Source organism: Sporomusa malonica (assembly GCF_900176355.1).
Taxonomy (GTDB): domain Bacteria; phylum Bacillota; class Negativicutes; order Sporomusales; family Sporomusaceae; genus Sporomusa; species Sporomusa malonica.
In genome coordinates this window covers 1-25,727 of sequence record NZ_FWXI01000016.1, presented here as the reverse complement: position 1 = coordinate 25,727, position 25,727 = coordinate 1, and the positions used below count along the sequence as shown (strand labels likewise).

Annotated in this window: 45 protein-coding genes; 1 reads left to right on the top strand and 44 read right to left on the bottom strand. The window is 47.1% G+C overall.

What is annotated here, in order from left to right; translation table 11 throughout:
- Nucleotides 1–35 precede the first annotated feature (35 nt).
- The 5 genes from argC to B9A22_RS16720 all read right to left on the bottom strand — a co-directional run bounded on the left by argC (nt 36) and on the right by B9A22_RS16720 (nt 4,358).
- Nucleotides 36–1,076 (bottom strand): N-acetyl-gamma-glutamyl-phosphate reductase, encoded by a 1,041-nt coding sequence (gene argC / locus B9A22_RS16740; protein WP_084577097.1) that lies wholly within the window; start codon nt 1,074–1,076, stop codon nt 36–38.
- A gap of 163 nt (nt 1,077–1,239) precedes the next feature.
- Nucleotides 1,240–2,229 carry an AmmeMemoRadiSam system radical SAM enzyme gene (gene amrS, locus B9A22_RS16735; protein WP_084577096.1) on the bottom strand — a complete coding sequence of 330 codons (990 nt, stop codon included), beginning with the start codon at nt 2,227–2,229 and terminating at the stop codon, nt 1,240–1,242.
- Between the two features lie 19 nt (nt 2,230–2,248).
- Entirely contained in the window at nt 2,249–2,764 is a 516-nt protein-coding gene (amrA, locus tag B9A22_RS16730) for an AmmeMemoRadiSam system protein A (RefSeq protein ID WP_084577095.1), read from the bottom strand.
- An 11-nt stretch (nt 2,765–2,775) separates the two neighbouring features.
- The gene (gene amrB / locus B9A22_RS16725) at nt 2,776–3,609 is read right to left on the bottom strand and encodes an AmmeMemoRadiSam system protein B (protein WP_084577094.1); all 834 of its coding nucleotides are present in this window, start codon (nt 3,607–3,609) and stop codon (nt 2,776–2,778) included.
- 32 nt (nt 3,610–3,641) lie between these two features.
- Nucleotides 3,642–4,358 carry an N-acetylmuramoyl-L-alanine amidase gene (locus B9A22_RS16720; protein ID WP_139796288.1) on the bottom strand — a complete coding sequence of 239 codons (717 nt, stop codon included), beginning with the start codon at nt 4,356–4,358 and terminating at the stop codon, nt 3,642–3,644.
- 104 nt (nt 4,359–4,462) lie between these two features.
- On the opposite strand from B9A22_RS16720, the gene B9A22_RS16715 reads away from it, so the two are divergent.
- Complete coding sequence (locus B9A22_RS16715) at nt 4,463–5,257, top strand: transglycosylase domain-containing protein (protein WP_084577092.1); 795 nt, start codon at nt 4,463–4,465, stop codon at nt 5,255–5,257.
- Between the two features lie 212 nt (nt 5,258–5,469).
- On the opposite strand, the gene rpsI is transcribed toward B9A22_RS16715, so the two are convergent.
- The 39 genes from rpsI to B9A22_RS16520 form a co-directional block, all read right to left on the bottom strand.
- Entirely contained in the window at nt 5,470–5,862 is a 393-nt protein-coding gene (gene rpsI / locus B9A22_RS16710) for a 30S ribosomal protein S9 (RefSeq protein ID WP_084577091.1), read from the bottom strand.
- A gap of 23 nt (nt 5,863–5,885) precedes the next feature.
- A complete protein-coding gene (gene rplM, locus B9A22_RS16705; RefSeq protein WP_084577090.1) occupies nt 5,886–6,323 on the bottom strand; it encodes a 50S ribosomal protein L13 in 438 nt (145 codons plus the stop codon).
- A 165-nt stretch (nt 6,324–6,488) separates the two neighbouring features.
- Entirely contained in the window at nt 6,489–7,247 is a 759-nt protein-coding gene (truA, locus tag B9A22_RS16700) for a tRNA pseudouridine(38-40) synthase TruA (protein WP_084577089.1), read from the bottom strand.
- A complete protein-coding gene (locus B9A22_RS16695) occupies nt 7,244–8,053 on the bottom strand; it encodes an energy-coupling factor transporter transmembrane component T family protein (protein WP_084577088.1) in 810 nt (269 codons plus the stop codon). Before B9A22_RS16695 ends, truA begins: the two co-directional genes overlap by 4 nt.
- On the bottom strand, nt 8,043–8,912 hold the full coding sequence (locus tag B9A22_RS16690) for an energy-coupling factor transporter ATPase (RefSeq protein WP_084577087.1): 870 nt from the start codon (nt 8,910–8,912) through the stop codon (nt 8,043–8,045). The genes B9A22_RS16695 and B9A22_RS16690 overlap by 11 nt, the downstream gene beginning before the upstream one ends.
- Entirely contained in the window at nt 8,903–9,733 is an 831-nt protein-coding gene (locus B9A22_RS16685) for an energy-coupling factor transporter ATPase (protein WP_084577086.1), read from the bottom strand. Before B9A22_RS16685 ends, B9A22_RS16690 begins: the two co-directional genes overlap by 10 nt.
- Nucleotides 9,734–9,811: 78 nt before the next feature.
- Complete coding sequence (rplQ, locus tag B9A22_RS16680) at nt 9,812–10,150, bottom strand: 50S ribosomal protein L17 (protein WP_084577085.1); 339 nt, start codon at nt 10,148–10,150, stop codon at nt 9,812–9,814.
- 15 nt (nt 10,151–10,165) lie between these two features.
- A complete protein-coding gene (locus B9A22_RS16675) occupies nt 10,166–11,125 on the bottom strand; it encodes a DNA-directed RNA polymerase subunit alpha (protein ID WP_084577084.1) in 960 nt (319 codons plus the stop codon).
- 66 nt (nt 11,126–11,191) lie between these two features.
- On the bottom strand, nt 11,192–11,824 hold the full coding sequence (gene rpsD, locus B9A22_RS16670; RefSeq protein ID WP_084577083.1) for a 30S ribosomal protein S4: 633 nt from the start codon (nt 11,822–11,824) through the stop codon (nt 11,192–11,194).
- Nucleotides 11,825–11,848: 24 nt separating this feature from the next.
- Nucleotides 11,849–12,244: a 30S ribosomal protein S11 gene (gene rpsK / locus B9A22_RS16665; protein WP_084577082.1), complete on the bottom strand. Its 396-nt coding sequence runs from the start codon at nt 12,242–12,244 to the stop codon at nt 11,849–11,851.
- 14 nt (nt 12,245–12,258) lie between these two features.
- Nucleotides 12,259–12,630 carry a 30S ribosomal protein S13 gene (gene rpsM, locus B9A22_RS16660; protein ID WP_084577081.1) on the bottom strand — a complete coding sequence of 124 codons (372 nt, stop codon included), beginning with the start codon at nt 12,628–12,630 and terminating at the stop codon, nt 12,259–12,261.
- A 23-nt stretch (nt 12,631–12,653) separates the two neighbouring features.
- Entirely contained in the window at nt 12,654–12,767 is a 114-nt protein-coding gene (rpmJ, locus tag B9A22_RS16655; RefSeq protein ID WP_028971919.1) for a 50S ribosomal protein L36, read from the bottom strand.
- Between the two features lie 90 nt (nt 12,768–12,857).
- Nucleotides 12,858–13,076 (bottom strand): translation initiation factor IF-1, encoded by a 219-nt coding sequence (gene infA, locus B9A22_RS16650; RefSeq protein ID WP_084577080.1) that lies wholly within the window; start codon nt 13,074–13,076, stop codon nt 12,858–12,860.
- Between the two features lie 31 nt (nt 13,077–13,107).
- Nucleotides 13,108–13,383, bottom strand: coding sequence for a KOW domain-containing RNA-binding protein (locus B9A22_RS16645; RefSeq protein ID WP_084577079.1), 276 nt, complete (start codon nt 13,381–13,383; stop codon nt 13,108–13,110).
- A 13-nt stretch (nt 13,384–13,396) separates the two neighbouring features.
- On the bottom strand, nt 13,397–14,143 hold the full coding sequence (map, locus tag B9A22_RS16640) for a type I methionyl aminopeptidase (RefSeq protein ID WP_084577078.1): 747 nt from the start codon (nt 14,141–14,143) through the stop codon (nt 13,397–13,399).
- A complete protein-coding gene (locus tag B9A22_RS16635; protein ID WP_084577077.1) occupies nt 14,140–14,793 on the bottom strand; it encodes an adenylate kinase in 654 nt (217 codons plus the stop codon). Before B9A22_RS16635 ends, map begins: the two co-directional genes overlap by 4 nt.
- Before the next feature lie 12 nt (nt 14,794–14,805).
- Nucleotides 14,806–16,062, bottom strand: coding sequence for a preprotein translocase subunit SecY (secY, locus tag B9A22_RS16630; RefSeq protein WP_084577076.1), 1,257 nt, complete (start codon nt 16,060–16,062; stop codon nt 14,806–14,808).
- Complete coding sequence (rplO, locus tag B9A22_RS16625) at nt 16,063–16,503, bottom strand: 50S ribosomal protein L15 (protein WP_084577075.1); 441 nt, start codon at nt 16,501–16,503, stop codon at nt 16,063–16,065.
- A gap of 48 nt (nt 16,504–16,551) precedes the next feature.
- Nucleotides 16,552–16,737 carry a 50S ribosomal protein L30 gene (rpmD, locus tag B9A22_RS16620; protein WP_084577074.1) on the bottom strand — a complete coding sequence of 62 codons (186 nt, stop codon included), beginning with the start codon at nt 16,735–16,737 and terminating at the stop codon, nt 16,552–16,554.
- Nucleotides 16,738–16,749: 12 nt separating this feature from the next.
- A complete protein-coding gene (gene rpsE, locus B9A22_RS16615) occupies nt 16,750–17,250 on the bottom strand; it encodes a 30S ribosomal protein S5 (RefSeq protein ID WP_084577073.1) in 501 nt (166 codons plus the stop codon).
- Between the two features lie 17 nt (nt 17,251–17,267).
- Nucleotides 17,268–17,636 carry a 50S ribosomal protein L18 gene (gene rplR, locus B9A22_RS16610; protein ID WP_084577072.1) on the bottom strand — a complete coding sequence of 123 codons (369 nt, stop codon included), beginning with the start codon at nt 17,634–17,636 and terminating at the stop codon, nt 17,268–17,270.
- A 38-nt stretch (nt 17,637–17,674) separates the two neighbouring features.
- Complete coding sequence (rplF, locus tag B9A22_RS16605) at nt 17,675–18,226, bottom strand: 50S ribosomal protein L6 (protein WP_084577071.1); 552 nt, start codon at nt 18,224–18,226, stop codon at nt 17,675–17,677.
- A 23-nt stretch (nt 18,227–18,249) separates the two neighbouring features.
- Entirely contained in the window at nt 18,250–18,648 is a 399-nt protein-coding gene (rpsH, locus tag B9A22_RS16600; protein WP_084577070.1) for a 30S ribosomal protein S8, read from the bottom strand.
- Between the two features lie 33 nt (nt 18,649–18,681).
- Nucleotides 18,682–18,867 (bottom strand): type Z 30S ribosomal protein S14, encoded by a 186-nt coding sequence (locus B9A22_RS16595; protein ID WP_084577069.1) that lies wholly within the window; start codon nt 18,865–18,867, stop codon nt 18,682–18,684.
- Between the two features lie 48 nt (nt 18,868–18,915).
- Entirely contained in the window at nt 18,916–19,458 is a 543-nt protein-coding gene (gene rplE / locus B9A22_RS16590; protein ID WP_084577068.1) for a 50S ribosomal protein L5, read from the bottom strand.
- 32 nt (nt 19,459–19,490) lie between these two features.
- Complete coding sequence (gene rplX / locus B9A22_RS16585; RefSeq protein ID WP_084577067.1) at nt 19,491–19,829, bottom strand: 50S ribosomal protein L24; 339 nt, start codon at nt 19,827–19,829, stop codon at nt 19,491–19,493.
- An 18-nt stretch (nt 19,830–19,847) separates the two neighbouring features.
- Complete coding sequence (gene rplN, locus B9A22_RS16580; RefSeq protein ID WP_084577066.1) at nt 19,848–20,216, bottom strand: 50S ribosomal protein L14; 369 nt, start codon at nt 20,214–20,216, stop codon at nt 19,848–19,850.
- An 85-nt stretch (nt 20,217–20,301) separates the two neighbouring features.
- Nucleotides 20,302–20,562, bottom strand: coding sequence for a 30S ribosomal protein S17 (rpsQ, locus tag B9A22_RS16575; RefSeq protein ID WP_084577065.1), 261 nt, complete (start codon nt 20,560–20,562; stop codon nt 20,302–20,304).
- A 41-nt stretch (nt 20,563–20,603) separates the two neighbouring features.
- The gene (gene rpmC, locus B9A22_RS16570) at nt 20,604–20,801 is read right to left on the bottom strand and encodes a 50S ribosomal protein L29 (protein ID WP_075752836.1); all 198 of its coding nucleotides are present in this window, start codon (nt 20,799–20,801) and stop codon (nt 20,604–20,606) included.
- Nucleotides 20,791–21,267, bottom strand: a complete 477-nt coding sequence (rplP, locus tag B9A22_RS16565; RefSeq protein ID WP_084577064.1) for a 50S ribosomal protein L16 — start codon at nt 21,265–21,267, stop codon at nt 20,791–20,793. Before rplP ends, rpmC begins: the two co-directional genes overlap by 11 nt.
- Nucleotides 21,267–21,944 (bottom strand): 30S ribosomal protein S3, encoded by a 678-nt coding sequence (gene rpsC, locus B9A22_RS16560; RefSeq protein WP_084577063.1) that lies wholly within the window; start codon nt 21,942–21,944, stop codon nt 21,267–21,269. The genes rplP and rpsC overlap by 1 nt, the downstream gene beginning before the upstream one ends.
- 25 nt (nt 21,945–21,969) lie before the next feature.
- On the bottom strand, nt 21,970–22,302 hold the full coding sequence (gene rplV, locus B9A22_RS16555; protein WP_084577062.1) for a 50S ribosomal protein L22: 333 nt from the start codon (nt 22,300–22,302) through the stop codon (nt 21,970–21,972).
- Nucleotides 22,303–22,351: 49 nt separating this feature from the next.
- Nucleotides 22,352–22,633: a 30S ribosomal protein S19 gene (gene rpsS, locus B9A22_RS16550; protein ID WP_084577061.1), complete on the bottom strand. Its 282-nt coding sequence runs from the start codon at nt 22,631–22,633 to the stop codon at nt 22,352–22,354.
- A gap of 43 nt (nt 22,634–22,676) precedes the next feature.
- The gene (gene rplB / locus B9A22_RS16545) at nt 22,677–23,501 is read right to left on the bottom strand and encodes a 50S ribosomal protein L2 (protein WP_084577060.1); all 825 of its coding nucleotides are present in this window, start codon (nt 23,499–23,501) and stop codon (nt 22,677–22,679) included.
- A gap of 28 nt (nt 23,502–23,529) precedes the next feature.
- Nucleotides 23,530–23,817 (bottom strand): 50S ribosomal protein L23, encoded by a 288-nt coding sequence (gene rplW, locus B9A22_RS16540; protein WP_084577059.1) that lies wholly within the window; start codon nt 23,815–23,817, stop codon nt 23,530–23,532.
- A complete protein-coding gene (gene rplD, locus B9A22_RS16535; protein WP_084577058.1) occupies nt 23,817–24,443 on the bottom strand; it encodes a 50S ribosomal protein L4 in 627 nt (208 codons plus the stop codon). The genes rplW and rplD overlap by 1 nt, the downstream gene beginning before the upstream one ends.
- A gap of 68 nt (nt 24,444–24,511) precedes the next feature.
- The gene (gene rplC, locus B9A22_RS16530; protein WP_084577057.1) at nt 24,512–25,153 is read right to left on the bottom strand and encodes a 50S ribosomal protein L3; all 642 of its coding nucleotides are present in this window, start codon (nt 25,151–25,153) and stop codon (nt 24,512–24,514) included.
- A gap of 15 nt (nt 25,154–25,168) precedes the next feature.
- Entirely contained in the window at nt 25,169–25,480 is a 312-nt protein-coding gene (rpsJ, locus tag B9A22_RS16525) for a 30S ribosomal protein S10 (protein ID WP_021168692.1), read from the bottom strand.
- Nucleotides 25,481–25,632: 152 nt separating this feature from the next.
- On the bottom strand, nt 25,633–25,727 hold a 95-nt coding region (locus tag B9A22_RS16520), incomplete at its 5' end, for an EF-Tu C-terminal domain-related protein (RefSeq protein WP_139796287.1).

The window sequence follows — 25,727 nt, the reverse complement described above, 5'->3', positions numbered from 1 at the left end:
AGGAGTAACAACGCAGATGAGCGTTTTCAACCAGCCTACGGATAAAGTGGAGCGTTGTCTAGTCCTGTCCGCTCCTCCATCTTAAACATAACGTTCATATTCTGTATTGCCTGACCGGCTGCACCCTTAACCAGGTTATCGATTGCGGCTATTGCAATGACTCGTCCGGTTCGTTTGTCAATATGCCAGCCCAGGTCGCAAAAATTGGTACCACGCGTATTTTTGGTGGCAGGATAGCCTCCCCGCCCTAACAATCGAATAAAATATTCACTGCCATACATTGAGTCGTATGCCTCATCAACTTTTTCTGGGGATACACCCTCCTTTAAGCGGGCATAACAAGTACTCAGAATACCTCTAGGCATAGGAATCAGGTGCGGTGTAAAGCTAATAACAAGCTCTTCACCAGCCAGTTCACCCAATACGGCCTCAATCTCAGGCGTATGTCTGTGGCCTGCCACGTTATAGGCCTTGACGCTCTCAAACACCTCAGTAAAATGTGACCCCAGGCTTAAACTGCGTCCGGCGCCAGATACGCCTGATTTGGCGTCAACGATAATGGAGGTCAGGTCAATGAGTTTATGCTGAACCAGTGGTGCCAGCGCTAAGATGCTGGCGGTGGTATAGCAGCCTGGGTTACCGACAATAGCTGCCTCACGAACTTGGCTGCGGTTTAGTTCTGTCAGCCCGTATACCGCTTGGGCTTCCTTGTGCGTATGGGGCACTTTATACCACTGTTCATACACGTCATGATTCTTAAACCGGTAGTCGGCTCCTAAATCAATAATTCTTATATTAGGATTAGCGGCAGTCGCTTTACGGCCGACTTCCATGGCATGGCCATGAGGCAAACCAATAAAGATGACGTCGCTCTCTATAGCAATTTTATCCAGATCAGCCAAGCTTGCGAGTGTTTTATTGTAAAAACGGGTTAAATGAGGATATACTTCGTTAATGTCAGTACCTGGCTGGCTTTCTGAGGTAATATACAATACTTCGGCAGCTGGGTGGGATGCCAAAATACGTAAGAGTTCCGCACCGGTGTATCCGGTAGCTCCTACAATGCTTATTTTCATGGGCTTCGCTCCTTTTCTTATTTGTAATTATACATTATTAATGAATATTAATGCAAGTATTTTTTGTATTCATGTATACATCAGTTTATTTGTTGGGATATTTTGGAATAAATGCCATAAAAGAAAAAAAGAGGCCACAGATTATTAGCAGTTGCCTCTGCCGTTAAAACTTGACTTCTCCTGTAATTGTGATACTGCTCCCGCACTGGGGGCAGTTTTTTTGGTTTAACTTGCTATACCTACCTAGACGGTCAATTACTTTATAGCCACACTCTGGACAGTATGTATTTGCGCCATCGCCGCCCACATTGCCGATATAAACATAGTTGAGAGATTGACGGGCAATTTTGTAGGCCAGGTGCAGTGTGCTGACAGGGGTTGGCGGAGCGTCCATTTTGTAGTTGGGAAAGTATCTTGAGAAGTGCAGCGGTATGTCCGGATTTATGCCTGCCAGCCATTCGGCCAGGCCAGCTATTTCGGCTTCAGAGTCATTGAGCCCGGGAACGACTAACGTGGTAACCTCCACATGACAGTGCTTAGCTGCCTGTTCGACTGTCTGTTTAACATGCTCAAGCTGTCCGGCACACACTTTCTCGTAAAAATCCTTATTGAATGCCTTTACATCAATGTTCATGGCGTCAATATACGGCAACAACTCAGTGAGTGGCTGCTGATTAATAAATCCATTAGAAACAAGCACGTTTTTAAGCCCGGCTGCTTGTACCAAGCTGGCGGTATCTAGAATATATTCATACCATACGCTGGGTTCAGAATAAGTGTAGGCTATGCCGATATTCCCCTGGCCGACAAGCTGACTGGCTAACGCAGCCGCAGCCTGGGGTTCAAGTGTGGTAACAGGCGGTTTTTCTTGGGCAATATGCCAGTTCTGACAAAACTGGCAGGCAAAGTTGCAGCCCCAGGTACCAAGTGACAGAATATAGCTGCCAGGATAAAAATGATATAATGGTTTTTTTTCGATTGGGTCAAGCGCCTGGGCAGTTGCCTGCGCATAATTTAGGCTGTAAAGCTTGCCGCCAGTATTCTGGCGTACCCGGCAAAAACCAGTCTGCCCCTCACTAATGATGCAATTCTTCGGACATAGGCTGCAGGCGGCTGCTTTGCCCTGCTGCCGATAGTGGAGTGCCTCGCGCACTTAGTTCACCTGCTTTACGTTACTTATACCGGGTCACAGTAAAACGGTATAGATCAATATCTTCGCCCGGACGGATACCGGCCTTCTCCATTGCAATCGCCACCTGTTCATTAGCTGTATCAACGCCCTCAAGATCAGGCAAGAGCAGCCCTGAACGCCGGCCCTTACGTACTATGACCCCATATTTTTTGGGTTCAAGCTCAGCCAGGCTATCTATCTGTTCTGGCGCTCCCAGTATGTCAACTGAAATCTCAAGTTCAGGGAGTTCAGACAACCGAACCGGTGGAAAACGCGGGTCCTCAGTCCCAGCGCTAACAGCGTTCTGAATAATTTCTTCCCCTATGGTAGGCTGGGTAGGAGCAAACGTACCAATACACCCACGCAACTGACCGCGCTTTTTAAAAGAGACAAATACCCCAGCCGTTCCTTGTAAAATTTCCGGTAGCTTGACAGGTTTGTCCATAAGCCGGCCATGTTCAAGATAATATGTAAGACTTTCTTGGGCAAGCGCTACCGGCGCACTTTGTTCATACATACTATAGCCCCCTATTTCTTACCTTTAATCTTATAAGCGACAACAGCATAGCCTACACCAAACGGGCCTTCATAGGACGCACTTGTCACTTCCACATCAAGTCCGCCCATAACGCCCATAAGAAAGAAAATTGGTCTAAGTCCGCATTCACCAGCCGCTTCGATCAAATTTTTATCCATACTAAGCAGTGCTTTGACATCTGCATTTTTGAGCGCCTCCACTACCTGCTTGTCAAATTCAGCCCCGTGTGGGTTATAACCGGCTGGGGCATCGGGGGTGAGGCGATGTGACAAGTCACCTGATGCGATGACGGCGACCCGCTTGTCCAGATTACCGATAGCCGCCTGGACGGCTTTGCCGAAGGTATACATTTCCTCATAGGCCAGCATGCCCATGGATAAATGCACAATCTGCCCTTTAAACCCTGCTTTAGCAAGATAATAGAGTGGTACAAACGCGCCATGATCAAGATTTAATGAGACCCGGTAATTTTTTGCCACATCGTCAGTTAATTCCATTAAGTTAATCCCAAGCCGCTGACAGCTGCGAATGACATGCTTTATTAATAAATTATCAGTCTCAAAGGCAAGGGCTACATCAGGCGCACCAAAACTGGCCATGCTGCCCCGCAGGCGTGGGTGAATGCTGACAGCAACCGCATCTTCAAATACCGGTCCGTGTGGAGTAATGATCACAACAGTCTGCGGATTGCTTTGTTTTAACATCTCAGCCACTTGGTTAGCGGCTTCAACAGTAGTTTTAACGGTATCGAGTTCAGCTTTTCCCACTTCGGGAATCATAAGCGGCGGATGCGGCATAAGCGCACAGCCAACCAAGTTGTCCATAGAATCGCTCCCTTCAGTACGTCATGCGTTTCTTATCTTCCCACATTCTGGCTGAAATGATACGCCAGCGCTTTGGCGATATACTCAGCCAGCTTTTGCTGATAAGCCTCGCTATTAAGGCGCGCTGCCTCTTCTGCATTACTGATAAAACCAGCTTCAACTAGCACGCCTGGTACATTTACAGTTTTCAATAAAATGATATCAGAATCCTGCTTGATTTGGCGCTTGTTGCCAGCAGGAAAACTTTTTAGCGCATACTGCATACGCTCCGCCAATTGTTTATTTTCTTCAAGCTTCGGATTATAGAACACCTGGGCACCTGACCAGTTAGCGCCTCTGATGGCATTGCAATGGATACTGACAAAAACGTTAGCTCCAGAGCTTTCAATAATTTCAGCTCGTTTTAGCAGGTCATTACGTTTGCCACCTTTCCCCTTAGTGTAATAGTCTACATCACCCTCGCGGGTAAGTACTGGCGTCGCTCCGTTGTCAGATAGGATACTTACTAGTTTTGCAGCAATTGCCAAGTTAATGTTCTTTTCGTCAATACCATACCATTTTGCGCCATCGTCAATCCCGCCGTGCCCAGCATCAATGGCAACTGTCTTACCTGCAAGCACTGACAGATTGACATTCTCAATATCATCCACAACCAGATAGCGCAGTGTCAGGAGGTTTAATACCACTACTGCAATGCTGAAAACCACCGCGCTTAATACTCTTCGCCGCGGCACTGCCCATACTCGCATGTTTATCCCTGCCCTTCTTTCAGCCTTTGCTACTTACACTGTATTCTCTATTGCACAATTAAATGCTAAAATATAGATGAGTGTTCAGCTTTAAGGGAGGTGAGATGTTGAACATTTCACGGTTACGAATAGGCAGGCTTCTAGCCTTATTATTGATCATCTTTACTGTCACCTTTTGGTGGGCAGGCGGCGACCTACTCCTTCGATCGGCTATCCCCAAGACCACTATACTGCCGGCAGGAACTGCAGATACAGCAGCTAGTGTTAAAAGTGCCTGGGATCGAGTCCACCGGGTAATCTTTCTTAAAAGCGCGGTTGACGCTAGATTAGACAAAAAAAGCTATGTACGTCTGAATGATATCCCGCTCCCCCTGCAGCAGGCCATTATTGCTGTTGAAGATAACCGGTTTTATCAACATATGGGGTTTGACATTGAGGGTATTCTGCGGGCAACATTAGTCAATGTTCAAACTGGCTCCTATGCCGAAGGCGGCAGCACAATTACCCAGCAGCTTATTAAGAATCTTTTTTTATCACAAGAACGCACACTCGGCCGCAAGCTTGAAGAGTTTATCTTAGCAGTAAGTATCGAGCTGCGCTATTCCAAAGAAGAAATTCTTGAAATGTACCTAAATACCATCTATTTTGGCTCCGGCGCTTACGGGATTGGCGAAGCCTCAGCCATTTACTTTGGAAAGCCGCCATTTCATCTTAACTTAGCAGAATGCGCCATGTTGGCTGGGCTGCCGAATGCCCCCTCGCTTACATCACCCTATGTTGATTTTGCGGCTGCTAAGCAGCGCCAAGCCATTGTGCTTGCTGCCATGGCCCGCCACAGTTATATCGGCCCGGCACAAGCTCAAGAAGCTAAACTCACACCAATACTACTCGCTAAATAGAGAAAACACGGCTTGCGCCGAGCCTTTGGCGACAGCGGAAGTCGATGTTGCCCTTATCCAGACGGAAAGTTATACTTTCTAACAGGATAGAAGAGGTCCGGCGCAAGCCGGATCTTTCTTTACGTTTCAAATGGTAATCTGTGAAATCGAATGCTGCAAAATAAAAAACCCTGCCAGCTGGGCTGACAGGGTTTTGCATTTTGCAATAAATATTAACGTTTGGAGAACTGGGAAGCTTTACGGGCTTTCTTGAGACCGTATTTACGACGCTCTTTTTCGCGCGGGTCACGAGTTAAGAAACCAGCTTTCTTAAGAGCCGGACGATATTCTGCGTCAACCTTTAAGAGTGCGCGGGAAATGCCGTGACGGACTGCGCCGGCTTGGCCGGATACACCGCCGCCCTCAACTTTTGCCAGAACATCATATTTGCCGACAGTGTCGGTAAGATTAAGCGGTTGAGTCACAATAATTTCAAGGGTCTTAAGACCAAAATATTCGTTAAGTGGACGTTCGTTAACGAGGATTTTGCCTTCTCCCGGAACCAGACGAACTCTGGCAACCGAGGTTTTTCTGCGACCTGTGCCGTAGTAAGTAACCAATGCCATGTATATGTTCCTCCTTTCCGGTATTACCTAATATTAAGTTCCAGCACTTCCGGCTGTTGAGCGGAATGCGGATGATTTGCACCAGCGTAAACATTCAGTTTACGGTACATATTACGGCCAAGGGTGTTCTTAGGAAGCATGCCTTTAACGGCCATCTCAATAACACGCTGAGGCTTGTCAGCTAACATTTTGCCAGCTGGGGTGAAGGTAGTTCCGCCCGGATATCCGGAATGACGGAAATATGTCTTCTGTTCAAGTTTCTTACCAGTTAATACAATTTTATCAGCGTTTACCACAATTACATGGTCGCCGGTATCAACATGGGGAGTAAAGGTCGGTTTATTTTTGCCGCGAAGAACTTTCGCGACTTCAACGGCCAATCTACCAAGGGTTTGACCCTCAGCATCCACGACATACCATTTACGCTTTATGTCGGCCGGGTTTGCCATAAAAGTTTTCATTGTCTATCCTCCTCGTACAAGCTAAAGGAATAAAAATTATGAGAGACAAGTTGTGATTATTAACCTTGAATTCCGGGGCTAATGGAAGCCATGGCAAAAATCTCATAAAGTTATTGTAATAAATTAGATAAAGGATGTCAAGCGTTATCCCTTGCCAGAGAAAATTTATTTTTGGACAATCTCGTTTTCATACTTAACCTCAACTAAATACAGTCCTTGCGCAGGCGCTGTCATACCTGCCGCGCGGCGGTCTCGTCCTGCCAGAATTGCACCAAATCCACCTGGCGTCAGACGGTGCCGGCCAACCTCAACAAGCGTTCCCACCATGTTCCGTACCATATGGTACAAAAATCCAGTCCCCCAGAATTCAAGCTCAATCACGGAGTTGCCCGCATCCCGGCAAGTAGCAGACATAATCGTGCGCACGGGGGTTACCGGCGGACCGCCAGTCGCGCGAAAAGCCGAAAAATCGTGGGTGCCAACAACGGCTTGCGCCGCCTCATGCATAAGGGCTGTGTCAAGCTTGGCGATACAATGCCACGCATAATTGCGTTCAAATGGATTAGGTAAACGCGTGTTAACAATCCGATACCGATAAATCTTACTCTCTGCCGAACGACGGGCATGAAACTCCAGGGGCTCTTCACTGGCTGCCACCACCACAATATCAGGTGGCAACAGGGCTTTGGCCGCCAGGGGGATACGCTCTGCCGGTATCGTCCCTTGTGTGAAAAAGTTAATAACCTGACCGTAGGCATGCACCCCAGTGTCGGTACGGGCTGAGCCGTTAATTTTAAGTGGGTGCCCAAAGAGTTTGGTCAGCCGTTCTTCTACTAGCTGCTGAATGGTCATGGCGTTAGCCTGGCGTTGATAGCCATGATAGGCGCTGCCGTCATAAGCTAATATGAGCTTAATGTTTCTCATATTGTTATTGTGTATGCTCTAACAGCTACTAGCACCACGATTAAGAGCCCGATAGTGATAGCTGCCATTATGTCCTGTACACCCAGTTTTAGCTCTTTCATGCGAGTGCGGTTTTCGCCCCCGCGATAACATCTTGCCTCCATAGCTACGGCTAGTTCATCCGCCCGGCGAAAAGCGCTGATAAACAGCGGCACCAATAGTGGCACCATATTTTTAGCCCGGTTTAAAATATTACCTGATGTAAAATCTGCCCCCCGGGCCATTTGCGCTTTCATAATCCTGTCGGCCTCTTCGAGCAATGTGGGAATAAACCGTAGCGCAATGGTCATCATCATGGCCAGCTCATGTGCAGGAACTCCCAGGCGCTTGAAGGGGTTTAACAAGCGTTCAATGCCATCAGTCAGGGCAATCGGTGATGTGGTAAAGGTCAACAGTGACGATACCGCAATAAGAAGCGCCAGCCGCAGGGACATGAGTATCCCCATGCGTATCCCTTCTTTAGTGACTGACAGCGGCCCAAGGTTATAGAGCACTGTACCTGGCGTACTAAAAACATGAATGGCTAGTGTCAGGATGATGATAATCCACAGCGGCTTGATTGATTTGATAACCATCCTGGCAGGGATTCCTGAGATAGCAACAGCCATGGCGGCAAACGCGGCCAGTATGCCATAGGCCAGATAATCCTCAGCCAAAAATATGGTGCTAATATAAGCAATAATACCCAGTATCTTGGTGCGGGGGTCTAAGAGATGGATCGGTGACCGGCCGGGAAAGTACTGGCCCAAAGTGATATCAGTTAGCATGTTTTGGCCCCCTGACGGCTTCAAAAATCTCTTGAGCCGCTACTTCTGCCGTCATCGCAGTATTACTAACCTGTAAGCCTTTAGCTTGAAGCGCATCAATGAGCGCCGTTAACGGCGGCACATCAACACCAGCGTCTCTCAGTTCTTGACGACCATTGCCAAAGATTTCTTTAGGTGTGCCATCAAGACTGATTTGGCCGCCGTTCATGACCAACACCCGACTGGCAAACCGGGCAACATCCTCCATATTATGTGACACCAGGATGACAGTGATACCTGTTGTCTGATGCAGCTTAACAATTTGACCAAAGATTTCATCACGACCCCGGGGGTCAAGCCCGGCCGCCGGCTCATCAAGTGCCAGGTAATCAGGCTCAAGGGCGATGACGCCGGCAATAGCAACCCGCCGCATCTGCCCCCCGCTTAGGTTAAAGGGAGAGCGGTCTTTAAAGGCTTGATAATCAAGTCCGACAAAATCCATAGCCCGCCTAATACGACTGTCAAGCTCTTCTGCCTGTACTCCCAAGTTTTTTGGGCCAAAGGCAATATCTTGGTAGATAGTTTCTTCAAATAATTGGTGTTCAGGATACTGAAAAACCATCCCTACCCGCCGCCGCGCGTTGCGGGCCGCTTCATTTTTGGCCTTTAAGTCAGCACCATCTACGGTTACTTGACCAGAGGTAGGTGCAATAAGCCCATTCATATGCTGTACCAGCGTAGATTTTCCTGAGCCAGTATGGCCGATGATCCCAATAAATTCGCCCTTATTGATCGTGAGGTTAATATTCTGTATGGCTGTCCGCTGGTAAGGGGTGTCTGGCATATAGGTATAAGTAACATTGTCAAAGACTATGGACATAGTGCCACCACCAGTTGTTCATCGCTTATTATATCGTTCTCCAGCTTCATTCCATGACTGCGTAGGTAAGCGGCCACTTCCGCAGCAGCAGGCACATCAAGCCCCATACCTTTTAGGTGCTCTACTTGGCTAAAGATCTCAGCTGGCGTCCCTTGCATGGTGATTTTACCCTGCTCCATGACCACTACCCGGTGGGCAGCAACGGCTTCTTCCATGAAATGAGTAATATAGATAACAGTAATTCCTTCCTGGTTCAAACGGCAAACAGTATCGAGCACCTCTTTGCGCCCACGCGGGTCAAGCATGGCTGTTGGTTCGTCCAGGACCAGGCACTTGGGACGCATAGCCAGTACGCCGGCAATGGCTACTCGCTGTTTCTGTCCGCCAGATAAGAGATGCGGACCATGGTACCGATAATCGGACATATTGACAAGTGCGAGCGCTTCGGTAACTCGCTGGGCAATCTCAGTAGGTGCTACGCCAAGGTTTTCCGGGCCAAAGGCTACGTCTTCCTCAACGACAGCCGCCACAATCTGGTTATCAGGATTTTGAAATACCATGCCGACTTGCTGGCGTATATTCCATACGTTATCGCCTTCAGCAGTATCCAGACCGCCGACCAGGCATGTACCGCCTGTTGGTAAAATCAAGGCATTAAGGTGTTTGGCCAATGTTGATTTGCCTGAGCCATTGGTGCCAATAATCGCAACAAATTCTCCCTGACTGACAGTCAGGTTAATATCAGTAAGCGCAACTACCTCCTGGCCTTCGTAACCTGGATAAGTGTGGCGCAAGTTTTCAATCTTAATAAGTTCTCCCATATTGAGGCTTGTACACCCCTTTACAAATGTCTATAAGAATAAAGGCGACCCGCTGGGTCGCCCTTGTCTTTAAACCTGTTACACTAATTCGATAATCGCCATAGGAGCAGCATCGCCCCGGCGTGGTCCCAGTTTAAGTACCCGGGTATAACCGCCTTGACGCTCAGCATATTTTGGGGCAATTACGTCAAACAGTTTTTTCACAACTTCTTCGTCGTAGAGGCTTGATAGCACTTGTCGGCGGGCATGCAGGTCGCCCCGCTTAGCCAAAGTAATCATTTTATCGGCAAGGCCGCTGATTTCTTTCGCCTTAGCTTCAGTGGTTTCAATACGCTCATATGCAAAGAAGGAAGTCAACATACTGCGAAACAGCGCTTTGCGAGCGCTAGTATCCCGTCCTAACTTTCTGTAGGCCACAATTCTTCCCTCCCTTTATTCTTCGTGCTCCGCAAGGGCCAGACCCATTTCAATAATCTTCTTCTTAACCTCTTCCAGTGACTTACGCCCTAAGTTGCGAACTTTCATCATGTCGTCTTCGCTCTTTTGGACAAGCTCAGCCACTGTGTTGATTCCGGCCCGCTTTAAACAATTGTAAGAACGTACCGAGAGGTCCAGGTCTTCAATGGTCATTTCCATTGTCCTGTTTTTACCCTCTGCAGGTTCTTCAGGTACCAAACCTTGACCCTCATCCTCTTCAGGAGGTTCTCCGGCAATATTTTGAAATAATTTCAGGTGCGACACCATTATGCCAGCAGCTTTGCTGACCGCCTCTTCGGGACGCATACTGCCATCTGTCCATACTTCTAATGTAAGCTTGTCATAGTTGGTTACATTACCAACACGCGTATCGGTAACATTATAGTTGACGCGTACAATAGGCGAGAAGATGGAGTCAATAGGAATAATCCCGATTACATGGTCGGGTTTTTTGTTTTTATCAGCCGGTACATAGCCTTTACCTTTTTCCACCATGATTTCCATACGAAGTTTACCACCGGCACCAACTGTCGCCAAGTGGAGATCTTCGTTCAAAATATCGATGTCGGCATCGGCTCTGATATCGCCTGCAGTGACTTCGCCTTCTTCAAACGCTTCAATCAGTAAAACTTTCGGCTCGTCACTATGCATTTTCAGACACAGTTCTTTTAGGTTTAGAATTATGTCGGTGACGTCCTCCCGAACACCGGGAATCGTGGCAAATTCGTGAAGCACACCGTCAATTTTAACCGAGGTTACAGCTGCACCAGGCAATGACGATAAAAGCACCCTTCTTAGACTGTTGCCCAGCGTAATGCCAAAGCCCCGGTCAAGTGGTTCCCACACGAATTTGCCATAACGGTTATCTTCACTTACTTCCACGATCTCGATTTTCGGCTTTTCGATTTCAATCATCCGGAAAAAACCCTCCTCATTTGCGCGAACTCTTAAGTTACGCCATCGCCACGGGTTGAGGGCAGATTATCTCGAGTACAATTCTACAATTAGATGTTCCTGAATAGGAATATCAATTTCTTCCCGGGTGGGGTAGCGCATAATTTTACCGCTCATATCGGCAGCCGTAAGTTCCATCCAAGCTGGAGCTTGCTTATGACCAAGCGATTCAGCGATTTTCTTCATAATAGGTGATTCCTTACTTGTTTCCCGTGCGGCAACAACGTCGCCAGCTTTAACCAGGAAGGAAGGAATATCTACGCGTCGACCATTAACATTAAATAAGCCATGACGTACAAGTTGTCTTGCTTGGTTGCGGCTTTCGGCCAGACCCATGCGGAAAACAACATTATCAAGTCTTCTTTCCAGCATAACCAAAAGGTTTTCGCCGGTAATGCCTTTTTGGCGTTCAGCCTTTTCAAAGTAGTTCCGGAATTGACGCTCAAGCACGCCGTAGATACGACGAGTTTTTTGTTTTTCCCGGAGCTGAATGCCATACTCGGAAACTTTTTTACGGGCTTGACCGGCGCCATGCTGGCCGGGAGCAAAACCGCGCTCTGTGAAAGAGCATTTATCGCTATAGCATCTGTCGCCTTTGAGGTACAGTTTTGCGCCCTCGCGGCGGCACAGTCTGCAAACAGGACCTGTATATTTTGCCATTCTTACCAAACACCTCCCAATTCCCTAAACTCTTCTTCTTTTCGGCGGACGGCATCCATTGTGCGGAATGGGTGTTACGTCTTTTATCATATTCACTTCAAGGCCTGCTGCCTGAAGGGAACGGATAGCAGCTTCGCGGCCGGCGCCAGGTCCTTTTACAAATACTTCGATTTGTTTAAGGCCATGTTCCATAGCAGCTTTAGCAGCAGTTTCGGCTGCCATCTGGGCAGCAAATGGGGTGCTTTTGCGCGAGCCTCTGAAGCCGAGGCCACCGGCGCTAGCCCAAGAAATAGCATTGCCCCTGGTATCAGTGATGGTTACGATGGTGTTATTGAAAGTCGAGCGGATGTGAGCAACACCATGTTCTATATTTTTACGTTCTTTACGTTTGGGTCTGGAAGCAACTTTCTTAGCAACCAATGGTTATCCCTCCTTTACTTCTTCTTCTTAGCGCCAACAGTCTTTTTCGGGCCTTTACGGGTACGGGCATTAGTCTTAGTACGCTGACCGCGTACAGGCAGACCCATGCGATGCCGTTTGCCACGATAAGAGCCGATCTCAATGAGCCGCTTAATATTTAGAGCTTCTTCCCGACGGAGGTCGCCTTCGACGCGATAGTTTTTATCAATAGTTTCGCGAAGTTTAGCAACTTCTTCCTCAGTTAAGTCCCGAGTCCGGGTATCAGGATTGATTCCTGTCTTAGCAAGAATCTCTTTTGATATTGTAAGACCAATACCAAAAATATATGTTAAAGCAATTTCAATGCGTTTGTCACGCGGTAAGTCTACACCGGCAATACGTGCCATGTATTAATACACCCCCCTCTTTTTTAGCCTTGTTTTTGTTTATGTTTGGGATTTTCACAAATCACCATTACTCTGCCATGGCGTTTGATGATTTTACATTTTTCACATATAGGCTTAACCGATGGCCTTACTTTCATAATTAAACCTCCTTATCGTGCGTCCGCCGTCCGCCAGTCCGCGTTCGTTCATCGACTTGACTAACGAACTTACGAACCCACGAACACAAGCTATTTAAACCTATAGGTAATACGGCCTCGTTTCAAATCATACGGTGTAAGTTCAATTGTGACTTTATCGCCTGGTAAAATTCGAATAAAATTCATCCGAATTTTACCTGATACATGCGCCAGTACAATATGACCATTTTCCAGTTTTACCTGGAACATGGCATTAGGCAAAGCCTCGATGACCGTACCTTCTACTTCGATTACATCTTGTTTGGACATGAGCTATCCCTCCTCGTCCGCTTTTAACAGCTTATCCGGTCGCCTCAATGTGGGCGAGGGCCTGACGGATCTCTTCATCGGTGATTGTTAGACCACCAGCTAAAACTTCCGCCACATTATTAGCAATAGAATGCCATTTGACGTGCTTCACGTTCTTTTTCTTAGGACTCACGACCTTACGTCCGCGTCCGTCAGCTACCAGAAGAGTTTGCGGCTTATACCACCCGAGTACCACATAGGCGTGGCCAGCATCACGTCCTGCTGATGATATCACAATGTGCCCTGGGTTAATAGTTCCATCTGGCACAAGCCGTCTCCTCCTATAGTTTTGTTAATATTTCCGGACCATCGGCCGTAATAGCAATGGTGTGTTCAAAATGGGCCGAACGCTTGCCGTCAGCAGTCACTACTGTCCAGTTGTCGCTCAAGGTCTTGACCTCATGAGTCCCAGCGTTAATCATAGGTTCTATTGCTAATGTCATACCAGATTTTAATCGCGGGCCGCGTCCGGGAAGCCCATAGTTAGGTATTTGCGGGTCTTCGTGCATGTTTCTGCCGATGCCATGCCCGACGAAATCGCGCACCACACCATAACCGTGCCCCTCAGCGTAGGTTTGAATACTATGGGAAACGTCGCCTAAACGACTTCCCGCTATAGCTTTTTCAATCCCTTTATATAGCGACTGTTCGGTAACTTCGATAAGTTTCTCAACTTCGGCATCAACTTCGCCTACTGGCACGGTAATCGCAGCATCACCGCAATAGCCGTTTATGATGGCGCCAATGTCAATACTTACATTATCTCCATTTTTCAACCTTTTTAATCCAGGAATGCCATGTACTACCTCTTCATTAACTGAGGCACATATGTTGCCAGGGAATCCGTGATAGCCTTTAAAGGCCGGCACTGCGCCCTTGCTCTTGATGTACTGTTCAGCAATCCTGTCAAGTTCCAGTGTAGTGACTTCAGGTTTTACCGCTTTTTTGACTTCATTAAGCGTTTCGGCCACTATCCGCCCGGCATCACGCAGGTAGTTTAATTCCCTTTGTGATTTTAAGATTATCATACTTGCCCGCCTCTCAGGCTAGCGATTATGTCTTTGAGAACATCATCGATTGGCTGCAGACCGTTGATTTCGGTGTACAATCCTTTGTCCTGATAGTACTCAATTAAAGGCTGGGTTTGAGTCTGATAAACCGTCAGGCGGTTAACTACTGTTTCTTCTTTGTCATCATCCCGCTGATACAGTTCGCCACTGCACTTATCACAGACACCGCTTGCTTTAGGTGCATTAAAAGCCACATGATAAGTAGCGCCGCAGCTTCTGCAAATCCGGCGGCCTGTCATACGGCCAACCAGTTCAGAGCCAGGAGCAGTAATATTGACAACCCGGTCAAGTTTGATGGTAAGTTCGGTTAGCGTACGGTCAAGGGCCTCTGCTTGGGCGATTGTACGGGGAAAGCCATCAAGGATAAATCCTTTTTGGCAGTCATCTTTCGCCAAGCGCTCTTTAACAATGCCGATGGTTATACTATCAGGAACCAATTGACCAGCATCCATGCAGGCTTTAGCCTGTTTACCAAGCTCGGTACCTTCTTTGACTGCAGCCCGAAACATATCACCGGTTGAGATATGGGGAATTTTAAAGTTCTCTACTAGTTTGGCCGCCTGAGTGCCTTTGCCGGCGCCAGGCGGTCCCATTAACAGAATAAACATGACCACTACCTCCTACTTCATGAAGCCTTGATAGTGACGCATGAGTACCAGCGCCTCTATTTGCTTCATGGTATCCAGAGCCACACCTACTACGATTAAGAGGGCAGTTCCACCAAAGTAGACCCCTTGGAGGTTAGTCGCTGCACCAACAAAATTCGGTAGTATTGCGATTATGGCCAGGAAGATTGATCCGGCCAGGGTAATTCTGGTCATAACCCGGTCTAAATAATCGGCGGTAGGCTTACCTGGCCTAATACCAGGGATAAACCCGCCGTGTTTTTTCATGTTCTCTGCCATATCTGATATGTTCATAGTAACCGCAGTGTAGAAGTACGTAAAGAACACAATTAGGATCGCATACAATATTGTTTGTAGCGGCGTGCCCCACGCAAACCACCCTGCCACTGTTTTTACCCAGGGTACATCAATAAACTGGGCAATGGTTACCGGGAACATCAGCACAGATGACGCAAAGATTATCGGAATAACGCCAGCTTGGTTCACTTTAAGCGGAATGTGCGTAGAATGACCGCCATACATCTTGCGGCCCACTACCCGTTTGGCGTACTGTACAGGGATTCGGCGTTGACCTTGTTGTATCGCAATTACAAACACAATCATGGCCACAGCGATAATCAGGAACAAAAATACATTAAATATGTTAATTGTCCCAGCTCTTACATACTCATAAATGGTATACAAGCCATTTGGTAGGCCTGAAACGATACCGGCAAAAATGATTAGTGATATGCCGTTACCAATACCTTTTTCAGTAATTTGTTCACCCAGCCACATCAGGAATACCGTTCCTGCTGTCAGGGTAAGTGCTACAAGCAGTATGGAATCAAACCCTGGATTAATAATCGCCACTTTCAAACCAAATGCCATGCCAATTGCCTGGATAAAACCAAGCAGGACAGTACCATAGCGGGTAATTTGGGTAATTTTCTTACGACCCTCATCGCCTTCTTTTGCCCACTGTTCAAACTTTGGCACAACAACGGTAAGTAGTTGCATGATAATTGAAGCGTTAATATACGGGGTGATGCTCATGGCAAATATGGAGAACTTACTTAAAGCACCACCAGAGAACATATCTAAAAGCCCAAATAGATTACCCTGGGTAAACAGCTGCTCGATAACAGAGGCATTTACTCCCGGTACGGGGATATGTGTACCTAGTCTGAATATCAGGAACATAACCAAGGTGAAAACTACTTTCTGCCTTAGTTCAGTAATCTTTAAGACGTTCGAGAGTCCTGCCAGCAATTAAATCACCTCGACTGTACCGCCGGCAGCCTGAATTTTTTCAGCGGCCGACTTAGTAAAGCCATTGGCTTTAACTGTTAAAGCCTTGGTGAGCTCGCCATTGCCTAAGATTCTAAGACCATCAAGTACTTTTTTAACTACGCCTGCGTCTACCAAAGCTTCGAGATCAACAACTGCACCGTTATCAAAGCGGTTGAGCTCAATTACGTTAATTTCGCTGTATTCTTTAGCGAATTTATTGGTAAAACCGCGCTTAGGCAGTCTTAAGTACAAGGGCTTTTGGCCGCCTTCAAAACCAGGACGCACACCGCCGCCGGCACGAGCATTTTGGCCTTTGTGACCTTTACCAGCAGTTTTTCCTAGACCGGAACCAAGGCCACGGCCTACACGAGTGCGAACTTTTTTTGAACCAGGCGCTGGAGCTAATTCATGTAATTTCATTAACAGCACCTCCTTGAACTAGTATGTTGGCTATTGCCACTAGAAATTTTATTCTGCAACTTGCTCTACGGTAACAAGGTGTTCTACTTTGCGAACCATGCCTCTGATTACCGCATTATCTTCTTGAACTACAGAGCTATTGGTTTTTTTGAGACCGAGTGCTACTACTGTTGCACGCTGATCTTCAGGTCTGCCAATCACGCTGCGAGTTAATGTAATTTTAAGTTTCGCCATTGTGTTACCTCCTTAACCCAACAATTCCTGAACGGTCTTGCCGCGCAGGCTAGCAACTTGCTCAGCGCGTTTTAACTGGCTAAGACCAGCGATTGTAGCGCGAACCATGTTGTTGGCGTTAGATGAGCCAAGCGATTTGGTCAGGATGTCGTGAATGCCAGCAAGTTCAAGCACAGCACGAGCTGGGCCGCCAGCAATTACGCCTGTACCTTCGGAGGCAGGCTTTAACAGCACTTTACCGGCGCCGAACTCACCCATGATTTGATGAGGAATAGTGGTGCCGACAATAGGAACTTTAATCAGGTTTTTCTTGGCGTCTTCTACGCCTTTACGAATAGCTTCCGGCACTTCAGCAGCTTTGCCCAAGCCGAAACCTACATGGCCGTTGCCATCGCCGACAACTACCAGAGCGCTGAAAGAAAAGCGTCTACCGCCTTTAACTACCTTGGCAACCCGGTTGATAAATACTACTTTTTCCTTAAGGTCAAGACCGGTGTGATCAATTCTGGCCATTAATTTCCCTCCTTTTCTTAGAATTCAAGTCCAGCTTCGCGTGCAGCAGCAGCCAGGGCGGCAACGCGGCCGTGATAAATGTAACCAGCACGGTCAAATACCACTTTAGTGATTCCTTTTTCGAGGGCCCGTTTGGCGATTGCCTCGCCTACAGCTTTAGCTGCATCAATGTTTCCACCGTACTCAACTTTAGCCAGTACCTCTTTATCCATGGTGCTAGCCGATACGAGGGTAGCGCCAGTTTTATCGTTGATAATTTGAGCATACATATGCTTCAAACTACGAAATACGTTAAGACGGGGGCGTTCGGTGGTGCCAATAAGATTTTTCCGGGCTCTTAGTTGGCGCTTTTGACGTCCGATGTTTTTGCTCGGTTTACGCAGCAAGGTGTTCACTCCTTTCGCTTGAATTGCCTTTTATGAGTTTATTTCTTGCCTTTACCGCCGGCTTTACCGACTTTACGGCGGATAACTTCGCCTTCGTACTTAATGCCTTTGCCTTTATAGGGCTCTGGCTCACGGTAGCCACGGATTTTTGCAGCAAGTGCGCCGACAGCTTCTTTGTCGATTCCGGAAACAACAATCCGGTTAGGCGCGGGAACATCAATTGTAAGACCTGCAGGCGGCTCAACCTCCAGCGGATGCGAAAAGCCTAAGGTGAGCGCCAGTTTTTGACCGGCTTTAGCGGCACGATAGCCTACGCCAGCAATCTCCAGGGTTTTAGCAAAACCTTGGGTTACGCCTGTTACCATGTTGCTAACCAGGGTTCTGGTCAGACCATGGAGCGAGCGGTGTTCTTTATTATCTGTAGGCCGCTTGACATTAATGACACTGTCTTCCAGTTCGATAATCATATCTTTATGGAACTGACGGGTCAGTTCGCCTTTAGGGCCTTTAACTGTCACTACGTTGTTTTCACCGATGGTTACGGTAACACCAGCAGGAACAGTGATGGGACTCCTACCAATTCTAGACATATTGCACCTCCTGTATCACTAGACTACCAAACGTATGCGATTACTTCGCCGCCGAGACCTTCTTTGCGAGCGGCTTTGTCAGACATGATGCCTTTGGATGTCGAGATAATCGCAATTCCGAGGCCACCCAGTACGCGCGGCAGTTGCTCTTTCTTAGCGTAAACGCGAAGACCGGGCTTAGAAATGCGCTTAATTCCAGTAATTACTTTTTCGCGGTTCGGTCCGTATTTCAGACTTACACGAATCATTCCTTGCTTGCCATCGGCAATTGTATCGTAGTCTCTGATAAAACCTTCGTCTTTCAGAATTTGTACTACAGATTTTTTAATTTTCGATGCCGGAATTTCGACTTTATCGTGAAAAACCGAGTTAGCGTTGCGAATGCGCGTAAGCATATCGGCAATCGGATCGGTCATTACCATGGTTTAGAACCCCCTTCCTATATGTTGCTGCTACTACCAGCTTGCCTTGGTTACTCCAGGAATGGCGCCTTTGTAGCTCAGTTCCCGGAAACAAATCCGGCACATTTCGAATTTGCGCATATATCCGTGCGGACGACCACAAATTTTGCAGCGGTTGTACTTTTGTACCTTAAACTTAGGCTCGTTTTTCCATTTCTCAATTAAAGCCTTCTTGGCCACCGAATTCCCTCCTTCTTATAAACTGTTCAGTACTCTATCTATGAACAGTTATGCGCTGAATGGCATACCCATTAATCTTAACAGTTCTCTTGCTTCTTCGTCGGTCTTGGCGGTGGTAACAATGATGATATCCATTCCACGAATCTTGTCTACTTTGTCGTAGTCAATCTCGGGGAATATCAGCTGTTCTTTAATACCTAAAGAGTAGTTGCCACGGCCATCAAAGGCTTTAGGGCTTACGCCGCGGAAGTCACGAACCCGAGGTAAAGAGATGTTGAACAATTTATCAAGGAATTGATACATCCGTTCGCCGCGCATGGTAACTTTAGCACCAATAGGCATACCTTCGCGGATTTTGAAAGCCGCGATGGATTTCTTAGCTCTGGTTATAATCGGCTTCTGACCAGCGATTAGAGTCATATCGCCTACAGCAGCGTCGAGAATTTTGGGGTTGCCTACTGCTTCACCGACCCCCATATTGATAACAACCTTCTCAACTTTAGGAATTTCCATAACATTTTTATAGCCGAACTTTTCCATCATAGCTTTGGCTACTTCATTTTTATATTTTTCTTTAAGTCTTGTATCCATATGTTTTACCTCCTTTCAGGGAAGATGGTTTATTACTTGTCTTTATCGATAACTTCGCCGCATTTTTTGCAGGCACGAGCAAACGAGCCGCTAGCGAGCTGAGTTTTCTTAATGCGGGTAGGTTTGCTGCAAGCAGGGCATACCAGCATAACTTTGGCAGAAGAAAGAGCAGCTTCCTTTACCAAAATGCCACCCTGGGGCGCTTTTTGGCTAGGCTTCGTGTGGCGCTTTACTTTGTTTACGCCTTCAACCACTACTTTGCCTTTTTTAGGCAGAGCTTCTACGATTTTGCCTTCTTTGCCTTTATCTTTGCCTGACAGTACAACAACTTTGTCGCCTTTTTTTACATGCAATCTTTGGGCTTCGGACACTCCGGACACCTCCTTAATCTAGATAACTTCCGGCGCCAGTGAGATAATCTTCATGAAATCTTTGTCCCTGAGTTCGCGGGCTACAGGTCCAAATATCCGTGTACCTCTCGGGCTTTTATCATCTTTAATAACAACTGCGGCGTTTTCATCAAACCGGATGTACGAGCCGTCCGGACGACGCAGTCCCTTCTTGGAACGAACAACAACTGCTTTAATTACATCGCCTTTCTTGACAACGCCACCGGGTGTAGCGTCTTTAACAGACGCAACGATAACATCGCCAATGTTGGCATAGCGGCGGTATGAGCCACCCAGTACGCGGATGCACATAATTTGCTTTGCGCCGGTATTATCAGCAACACTCAGGATACTCTGTTGTTGAATCATAGTGCTTATCCTCCTTCCTCATGTGACTCGATGCACGTTAAGAGCAGACGAGCCTTAGAAGCTTACTTCGTATTTGGGTTATTTACTATTGTGCTCTTTCCAGAACTTCAACCACGCGCCAGCGCTTTTCTTTGGACAGTGGGCGGGTTTCCATAATCTTAACGGTATCACCAATATGGCTTTCGTTATTCTCGTCATGAGCTTTAAACTTAACTGTTTGTTTAATGGATTTATGATACAGCGGGTGCCGTACTAAACGCTCAACGGCTACTACTACTGTTTTGTCCATTTTATCGCTTACTACTTTGCCAATACGGACCTTGCGCTCGTTTCTTTCAACGGTCACTCTACATTGCCTCCCTTCATACTCACTAGCATTGTGCCAACTTACTGAGCCTTAAGTTCACGCTGACGCTGAACAGTTTTGATGCGGGCAATTGTTTTCTTGACGGCAGGAATCCGCATGGGGTTATCCAATTGGCCGGTAGCGTGTTGGAACCGTAAGTTGAACAGTTCCTCTTTTAATTTGTTTAGGTTTTGGTCGAGTTCGGCTGCACTCATATCGCGGATATCATTAGCCTTCATTTACTTCACCACCTGCTTTAGCATTGGCACCAGGTGCGTCCATATCCAAATTAGCGGTATCCTCCCGCGTAACGAACTTTGTCTTAATGGGCAGTTTATGTGCGGCAAGACGCATAGCTTCACGCGCAGTCTCTTCAGGCACGCCGTCCATTTCAAACATGACACGACCAGGCTTAACAACCGCTACCCAGTATTCCGGCGAACCTTTACCACTACCCATGCGAGTTTCAGCAGGTTTAGCAGTAATCGGCTTATCTGGGAATATTTTAATCCAAACTTTACCGCCCCGTTTGATATAACGGGTCATGGCGATACGGGCTGCTTCGATTTGACGGTTGGTAATCCAAGCCGGCTCAAGAGCAACCAGACCGAACTCACCATGAGAAACAGTAATACCTTTTGTGGCTTTACCAGTCATGCGGCCGCGGAATTGTTTGCGATGCTTTACTCTTTTAGGAATAAGCATTATCTCTCGCCCCCTTCAGTGGCGGCGGCAGCGACAACAGTCTTTTTGGCTTCAGGCAGAACTTCGCCTTTGTAAATCCAGACTTTTACGCCTATACGGCCATAAGTGGTTGCAGCTTCTGCAGTGCCATAGTCAATGTCGGCACGCAAAGTGTGCAGGGGAATACTGCCCTCACGATAGCTCTCAGTACGAGCAATTTCAGCGCCGCCTAAGCGACCGCCAACCATTACTTTAATACCTTTTGCTCCCATGCGCATGGTGCGAGTTACTGATTGCTTCATTGCCCGACGGAAAGCAATACGCTTTTCGAGCTGAGCAGCAATGTTTTCAGCAACTAAAGTAGCATCAAGTTCGGCTTGCTTAATCTCGGCAATATTTACATCAACAATCTTGCCGGTAAGATCTTTCAGCCATTTTTTAATATTCTCAATTCCACTGCCACCGCGACCGATAACCATACCAGGCTTAGCAGTGTGTATGGTAACTTTCACTCGATTAGCCGCACGCTCAATAATGATCTTCGACACATTCGAGGTGTAAAGCTTTTCTTTCAGCATATCACGGATTTTGATATCTTCATGCAGGTTTTTAGCATAATCTTTGTCGGCATACCATTTTGCGTCCCAAGTTTTTACAATGCCAAGACGAAGACCATGCGGATTAACTTTTTGACCCACTAAATTTCCCTCCTTCGTCTTTAGCTTATCTTTCTTTAACAACCAGCGTTACGTGGCTGGTACGCTTTAAAATCTTGAATGCCTGGCCGCGTGAACGCGGATGAATGCGCTTCAAGGTTGGTCCCTGATCAACAAATGCCTGTGAGATAAAGAGAGCATCGGTATTCAGGTCGTAGTTGTGTTCAGCATTAGCGATTGCTGATTTGAGCACTTTTTCCAGAACTTCAGCTCCGACTTTCGGAGTGTATTTCAAAATTGCAAAAGCCTCGCCCACGTTTTTGCCGCGAATTAAATCAATAACTATGCGGATTTTACGGGGAGCAATGCGAATATGTCTGGCAATTGCTTTAGCTTCCATTGTTTAACCCCCTTCCGGCTGTAATCCCCGGATTTTTGCTAAGAATATGTTATCTTACCCCAGTAGACCGTTCAGAACCACTGTGGCCTTTATATGTCCGGGTCGGCGCAAATTCGCCAAGCTTGTGTCCAACCATGTCTTCGGTAACATATACCGGCACATGCTTACGGCCGTCATGAACAGCCAGTGTGTGTCCAACAAAGTTAGGCAGAATCGTCGAGCTGCGTGACCAGGTTTTGATAACTTTTTTATCATTTTTAGCATTAAGCGCATCAATTTTCTTGAGCAGGCTTTCTTGCACATAAGGTCCTTTTTTAATTGATCTTGACACCTAAATAGCCTCCTTTCGATGATTCATCCATCGCAATTCGAGATTATTTCCGTTTCTTAACAATCAGCTTGTCAGAAGCTTTGCTTTTACGGGTTTTTGCACCCATTGCGCATTTGCCCCACGGAGTAACAGGATGCTTACGGCCGATAGGCGAACGGCCCTCGCCACCACCATGCGGATGGTCGATCGGGTTCATTGCGACACCGCGGTTAGCAGGACGAATACCCAGCCAACGTGAACGGCCAGCTTTACCGATTGTGATATTTTCGTGTTCAAGATTGCCCACCTGGCCGATAGTAGCCCGGCAGTTAATATGAACTTTTCTCAGTTCGCCAGATGGCAAACGTAAGAGTGCGTGGCTGCCTTCTTTAGCCATCAACTGAGCCGAAGCGCCCGCCGAACGGACCAATTGGCCGCCTTTGCCGATTTTCATTTCAATGTTATGGAGTTGAGTACCTACCGGAATATTCTTAAGTGCTAAGGCATTACCAACCTTGATATCGGCTTCCGCGCCGCTCATGATGGTATCGCCCACTTTAAGACCGTTAGGTGCGAGAATATAACGTTTTTCGCCGTCAGCGTAGTTTAAGAGGGCAATCCGTGCTGAACGGTTAGGATCATATTCAATGGTGGCAACAGTTGCGGGAATACCGTCTTTATTGCGTTTAAAGTCAATGATACGGTATAAACGCTTGTGACCGCCGCCTTGATGCCTTACGGTTAAACGGCCTTGTTGGTTACGACCGGCATGCTTTTGGAGACGCTCGGTCAGAGAACGCTCGGGACGGTCTGACGTAATATCCGAAAAATCGGCTACCGTCATAAACCTTCTGCCAGGAGCGTATGGTTTAAAACTTTTAACTGGCATGTGTGCCCCTCCTTTTTAGGAAATTTGGTTATACACCTTCGAAGAATTCAATGCGCTCGCCAGGAGCCAGTTTAACAATAGCTTTTTTAAAGTCGCTGCGCTTGCCAAGATGTTTGCCCATGCGCTTAGTCTTGCCTAATACCCGGATGGTACTAACATCAAGAACTTTAACCTTAAAAATTTGCTCAACAGCTTGGCGAATTTCGATTTTATTGGCTGTAAGCGGCACAATAAAAGTATATTTGTTGTCAGCCATCATTGCAGTAGTTTTCTCTGTAATGTACGGCTTAATGAGTACATCGCGTAGGTTTGACATTATGCCAGCACCTCCTCAATCTTAGCGATTGCATCTTTGGTTACTAACACTTTATCATGATGCAACAAGTCGTATACATTAAGCCCCATGGAATTAATGGCTTTAACACCAGGAATGTTACGGGACGATTTTACGACATTGTCGTTTTGATCTACAGTGATAATTAGTGCTTTGTTGTCACTAGCCTCAAAATTACCGAGAAGTTTAACAACATCCTTGGTCTTAGGCTCAGCAAAGTTGATGTCTTCAACAACCATTAAACCACCGTCATTAACTTTAGCAGTTAACGCACATTTAATAGCCAGACGACGCGCCTTACGGGGCATGCTGAATTTATAACTGCGCGGATGCGGACCAAACGCAACACCGCCACCTACCCATAATGGGGAACGGATGCTGCCAGCCCGTGCCCGGCCGGTTCCCTTTTGTTTCCAGGGTTTTCTGCCGCCACCGCGTACCATCGATCTGGTCTTGGTTGCGTGAGTGCCATGACGCTGGCTTGCCAGCTGCATAACAACTGCCTGATGAACAAGGGCTTCGTTTATTTCTACGCCAAATACGCTATCATTGAGTTCCACTTCACCGGTTTTTGCACCGGTCATATCATATACTGCCACTTTAGGCATATAGCACATCCTCCTTTCGATGCTCGCAACCTGCGCTCTACGCCGTGGCGCAAAGCCACAAGCTGCGATTACTTATTGGGTTTTACTGTATTTCTAACAATCACAAAACTGCCTTTAGGTCCGGGAACAGCACCTTTAACCAGAAGAAGGTTGCGGGGTACATCTACGCGGACTACTTGCAGGCGCTGAACGGTTACTTTTTGTCCGCCCATACGACCTGGGAGTTTTTTGCCTTTAAATACTTTACCGCCGCCACCGCTCATCCGGGAACCAATGGTACCAGGCTCACGATGGGATTTAGAACCGTGGGCCATAGGTCCGCGGGCAAAGTTATGTCGTTTAATGCCGCCGGCAAATCCTTTGCCTTTAGCAGGACCAGTTACATCAATAAGTTCACCTTCGCTGAATACATCAGCGTTCAGAACTTGACCTACTGTATATTCAGAGGCTCCAGGCAGGCGCAGCTCACGGATAAACTTTACTGGTTTGACGTTGGCCTTAGCAAAGTGACCCTTTAACGGTTTGTTAACCTTTTTCTCTTTGACAGCGCCAAACCCTAGCTGGACTGCATTGTAGCCATCATTTTCAACTGTCTTGTTTTGCACTACGACATTGGGACCGGCTTCAATAACAGTAACCGGAATAACTCTACCCTCAGCCGTAAAGATTTGGGTCATACCTAGTTTTTTTCCTAAAATTCCTTTAGCCATTTATCGCACCTCCTCCTACAGCTTGATTTCAATGTCCACACCAGCCGGCAAGTCGAGACGCATTAAGGCATCAACCGTCTTGGGGGTCGGCTCCAGGATGTCAATAAGACGCTTGTGAGTCCGCATTTCAAATTGCTCGCGGGAGTCTTTATTGACATGGGGTGAACGCAGAATAGTAAAGATATTTTTCTCTGTAGGAAGCGGAATAGGGCCAGAAACCATGGCGCCAGTACGTTTTGCGGTTTCAACAATCTTGGCCGCACTTTGGTCAAGCGCCTTGTGGTCATATGCCTTAAGGCGGATTCTGATTTTTTGTTGTTTAGCCATTTATTTATTCCTCCTTATCGCCCAGTTTCTCTGAACGGACATTCTCGGTGGAAATTTCCCCGCGCGTGCGGGCCACCTTCCACGTCATCGCCGGTCCTGTCTGGCTGTGAGGCGACCGAAGCCGCCTCTGCCAAACATATATTTAAATCTAATTACTTAATAATCGCGGTAACAACACCAGCGCCAACAGTACGGCCGCCTTCACGAATAGCGAAACGCAGACCTTCTTCGATAGCAATCGGTGTAA

Bases quoted from the DNA above. Each gene is read 5' to 3' on its own strand.
- argC (WP_084577097.1), bottom strand. From the start codon at position 1,076: ATGAAAATAAGCATTGTAGGAGCTACCGGATACACCGGTGCGGAACTC.
- amrA (WP_084577095.1), bottom strand. From the start codon at position 2,764: ATGTATGAACAAAGTGCGCCGGTAGCGCTTGCCCAAGAAAGTCTTACA.
- amrB (WP_084577094.1), bottom strand. From the start codon at position 3,609: ATGGACAACTTGGTTGGCTGTGCGCTTATGCCGCATCCGCCGCTTATG.
- B9A22_RS16720 (WP_139796288.1), bottom strand. From the start codon at position 4,358: ATGCGAGTATGGGCAGTGCCGCGGCGAAGAGTATTAAGCGCGGTGGTT.
- B9A22_RS16715 (WP_084577092.1), top strand. From the start codon at position 4,463: ATGTTGAACATTTCACGGTTACGAATAGGCAGGCTTCTAGCCTTATTA.
- rpsI (WP_084577091.1), bottom strand. From the start codon at position 5,862: ATGGCATTGGTTACTTACTACGGCACAGGTCGCAGAAAAACCTCGGTT.
- rplM (WP_084577090.1), bottom strand. From the start codon at position 6,323: ATGAAAACTTTTATGGCAAACCCGGCCGACATAAAGCGTAAATGGTAT.
- truA (WP_084577089.1), bottom strand. From the start codon at position 7,247: ATGAGAAACATTAAGCTCATATTAGCTTATGACGGCAGCGCCTATCAT.
- B9A22_RS16695 (WP_084577088.1), bottom strand. From the start codon at position 8,053: ATGCTAACTGATATCACTTTGGGCCAGTACTTTCCCGGCCGGTCACCG.
- B9A22_RS16690 (WP_084577087.1), bottom strand. From the start codon at position 8,912: ATGTCCATAGTCTTTGACAATGTTACTTATACCTATATGCCAGACACC.
- B9A22_RS16685 (WP_084577086.1), bottom strand. From the start codon at position 9,733: ATGGGAGAACTTATTAAGATTGAAAACTTGCGCCACACTTATCCAGGT.
- B9A22_RS16675 (WP_084577084.1), bottom strand. From the start codon at position 11,125: ATGATTGAAATCGAAAAGCCGAAAATCGAGATCGTGGAAGTAAGTGAA.
- rpsD (WP_084577083.1), bottom strand. From the start codon at position 11,824: ATGGCAAAATATACAGGTCCTGTTTGCAGACTGTGCCGCCGCGAGGGC.
- rpsM (WP_084577081.1), bottom strand. From the start codon at position 12,630: ATGGCACGTATTGCCGGTGTAGACTTACCGCGTGACAAACGCATTGAA.
- rpmJ (WP_028971919.1), bottom strand. From the start codon at position 12,767: ATGAAAGTAAGGCCATCGGTTAAGCCTATATGTGAAAAATGTAAAATC.
- infA (WP_084577080.1), bottom strand. From the start codon at position 13,076: ATGTCCAAACAAGATGTAATCGAAGTAGAAGGTACGGTCATCGAGGCT.
- map (WP_084577078.1), bottom strand. From the start codon at position 14,143: ATGATAATCTTAAAATCACAAAGGGAATTAAACTACCTGCGTGATGCC.
- B9A22_RS16635 (WP_084577077.1), bottom strand. From the start codon at position 14,793: ATGTTTATTCTGTTAATGGGACCGCCTGGCGCCGGCAAAGGCACTCAG.
- rplO (WP_084577075.1), bottom strand. From the start codon at position 16,503: ATGAAATTACATGAATTAGCTCCAGCGCCTGGTTCAAAAAAAGTTCGC.
- rpmD (WP_084577074.1), bottom strand. From the start codon at position 16,737: ATGGCGAAACTTAAAATTACATTAACTCGCAGCGTGATTGGCAGACCT.
- rpsE (WP_084577073.1), bottom strand. From the start codon at position 17,250: ATGGCCAGAATTGATCACACCGGTCTTGACCTTAAGGAAAAAGTAGTA.
- rplF (WP_084577071.1), bottom strand. From the start codon at position 18,226: ATGTCTAGAATTGGTAGGAGTCCCATCACTGTTCCTGCTGGTGTTACC.
- rpsH (WP_084577070.1), bottom strand. From the start codon at position 18,648: ATGGTAATGACCGATCCGATTGCCGATATGCTTACGCGCATTCGCAAC.
- rplE (WP_084577068.1), bottom strand. From the start codon at position 19,458: ATGGATACAAGACTTAAAGAAAAATATAAAAATGAAGTAGCCAAAGCT.
- rplN (WP_084577066.1), bottom strand. From the start codon at position 20,216: ATGATTCAACAACAGAGTATCCTGAGTGTTGCTGATAATACCGGCGCA.
- rpmC (WP_075752836.1), bottom strand. From the start codon at position 20,801: ATGAAGGCTAATGATATCCGCGATATGAGTGCAGCCGAACTCGACCAA.
- rplP (WP_084577064.1), bottom strand. From the start codon at position 21,267: ATGCTTATTCCTAAAAGAGTAAAGCATCGCAAACAATTCCGCGGCCGC.
- rplV (WP_084577062.1), bottom strand. From the start codon at position 22,302: ATGGAAGCTAAAGCAATTGCCAGACATATTCGCATTGCTCCCCGTAAA.
- rplB (WP_084577060.1), bottom strand. From the start codon at position 23,501: ATGCCAGTTAAAAGTTTTAAACCATACGCTCCTGGCAGAAGGTTTATG.
- rplW (WP_084577059.1), bottom strand. From the start codon at position 23,817: ATGTCAAACCTACGCGATGTACTCATTAAGCCGTACATTACAGAGAAA.
- rplD (WP_084577058.1), bottom strand. From the start codon at position 24,443: ATGCCTAAAGTGGCAGTATATGATATGACCGGTGCAAAAACCGGTGAA.
- rplC (WP_084577057.1), bottom strand. From the start codon at position 25,153: ATGGCTAAAGGAATTTTAGGAAAAAAACTAGGTATGACCCAAATCTTT.
- rpsJ (WP_021168692.1), bottom strand. From the start codon at position 25,480: ATGGCTAAACAACAAAAAATCAGAATCCGCCTTAAGGCATATGACCAC.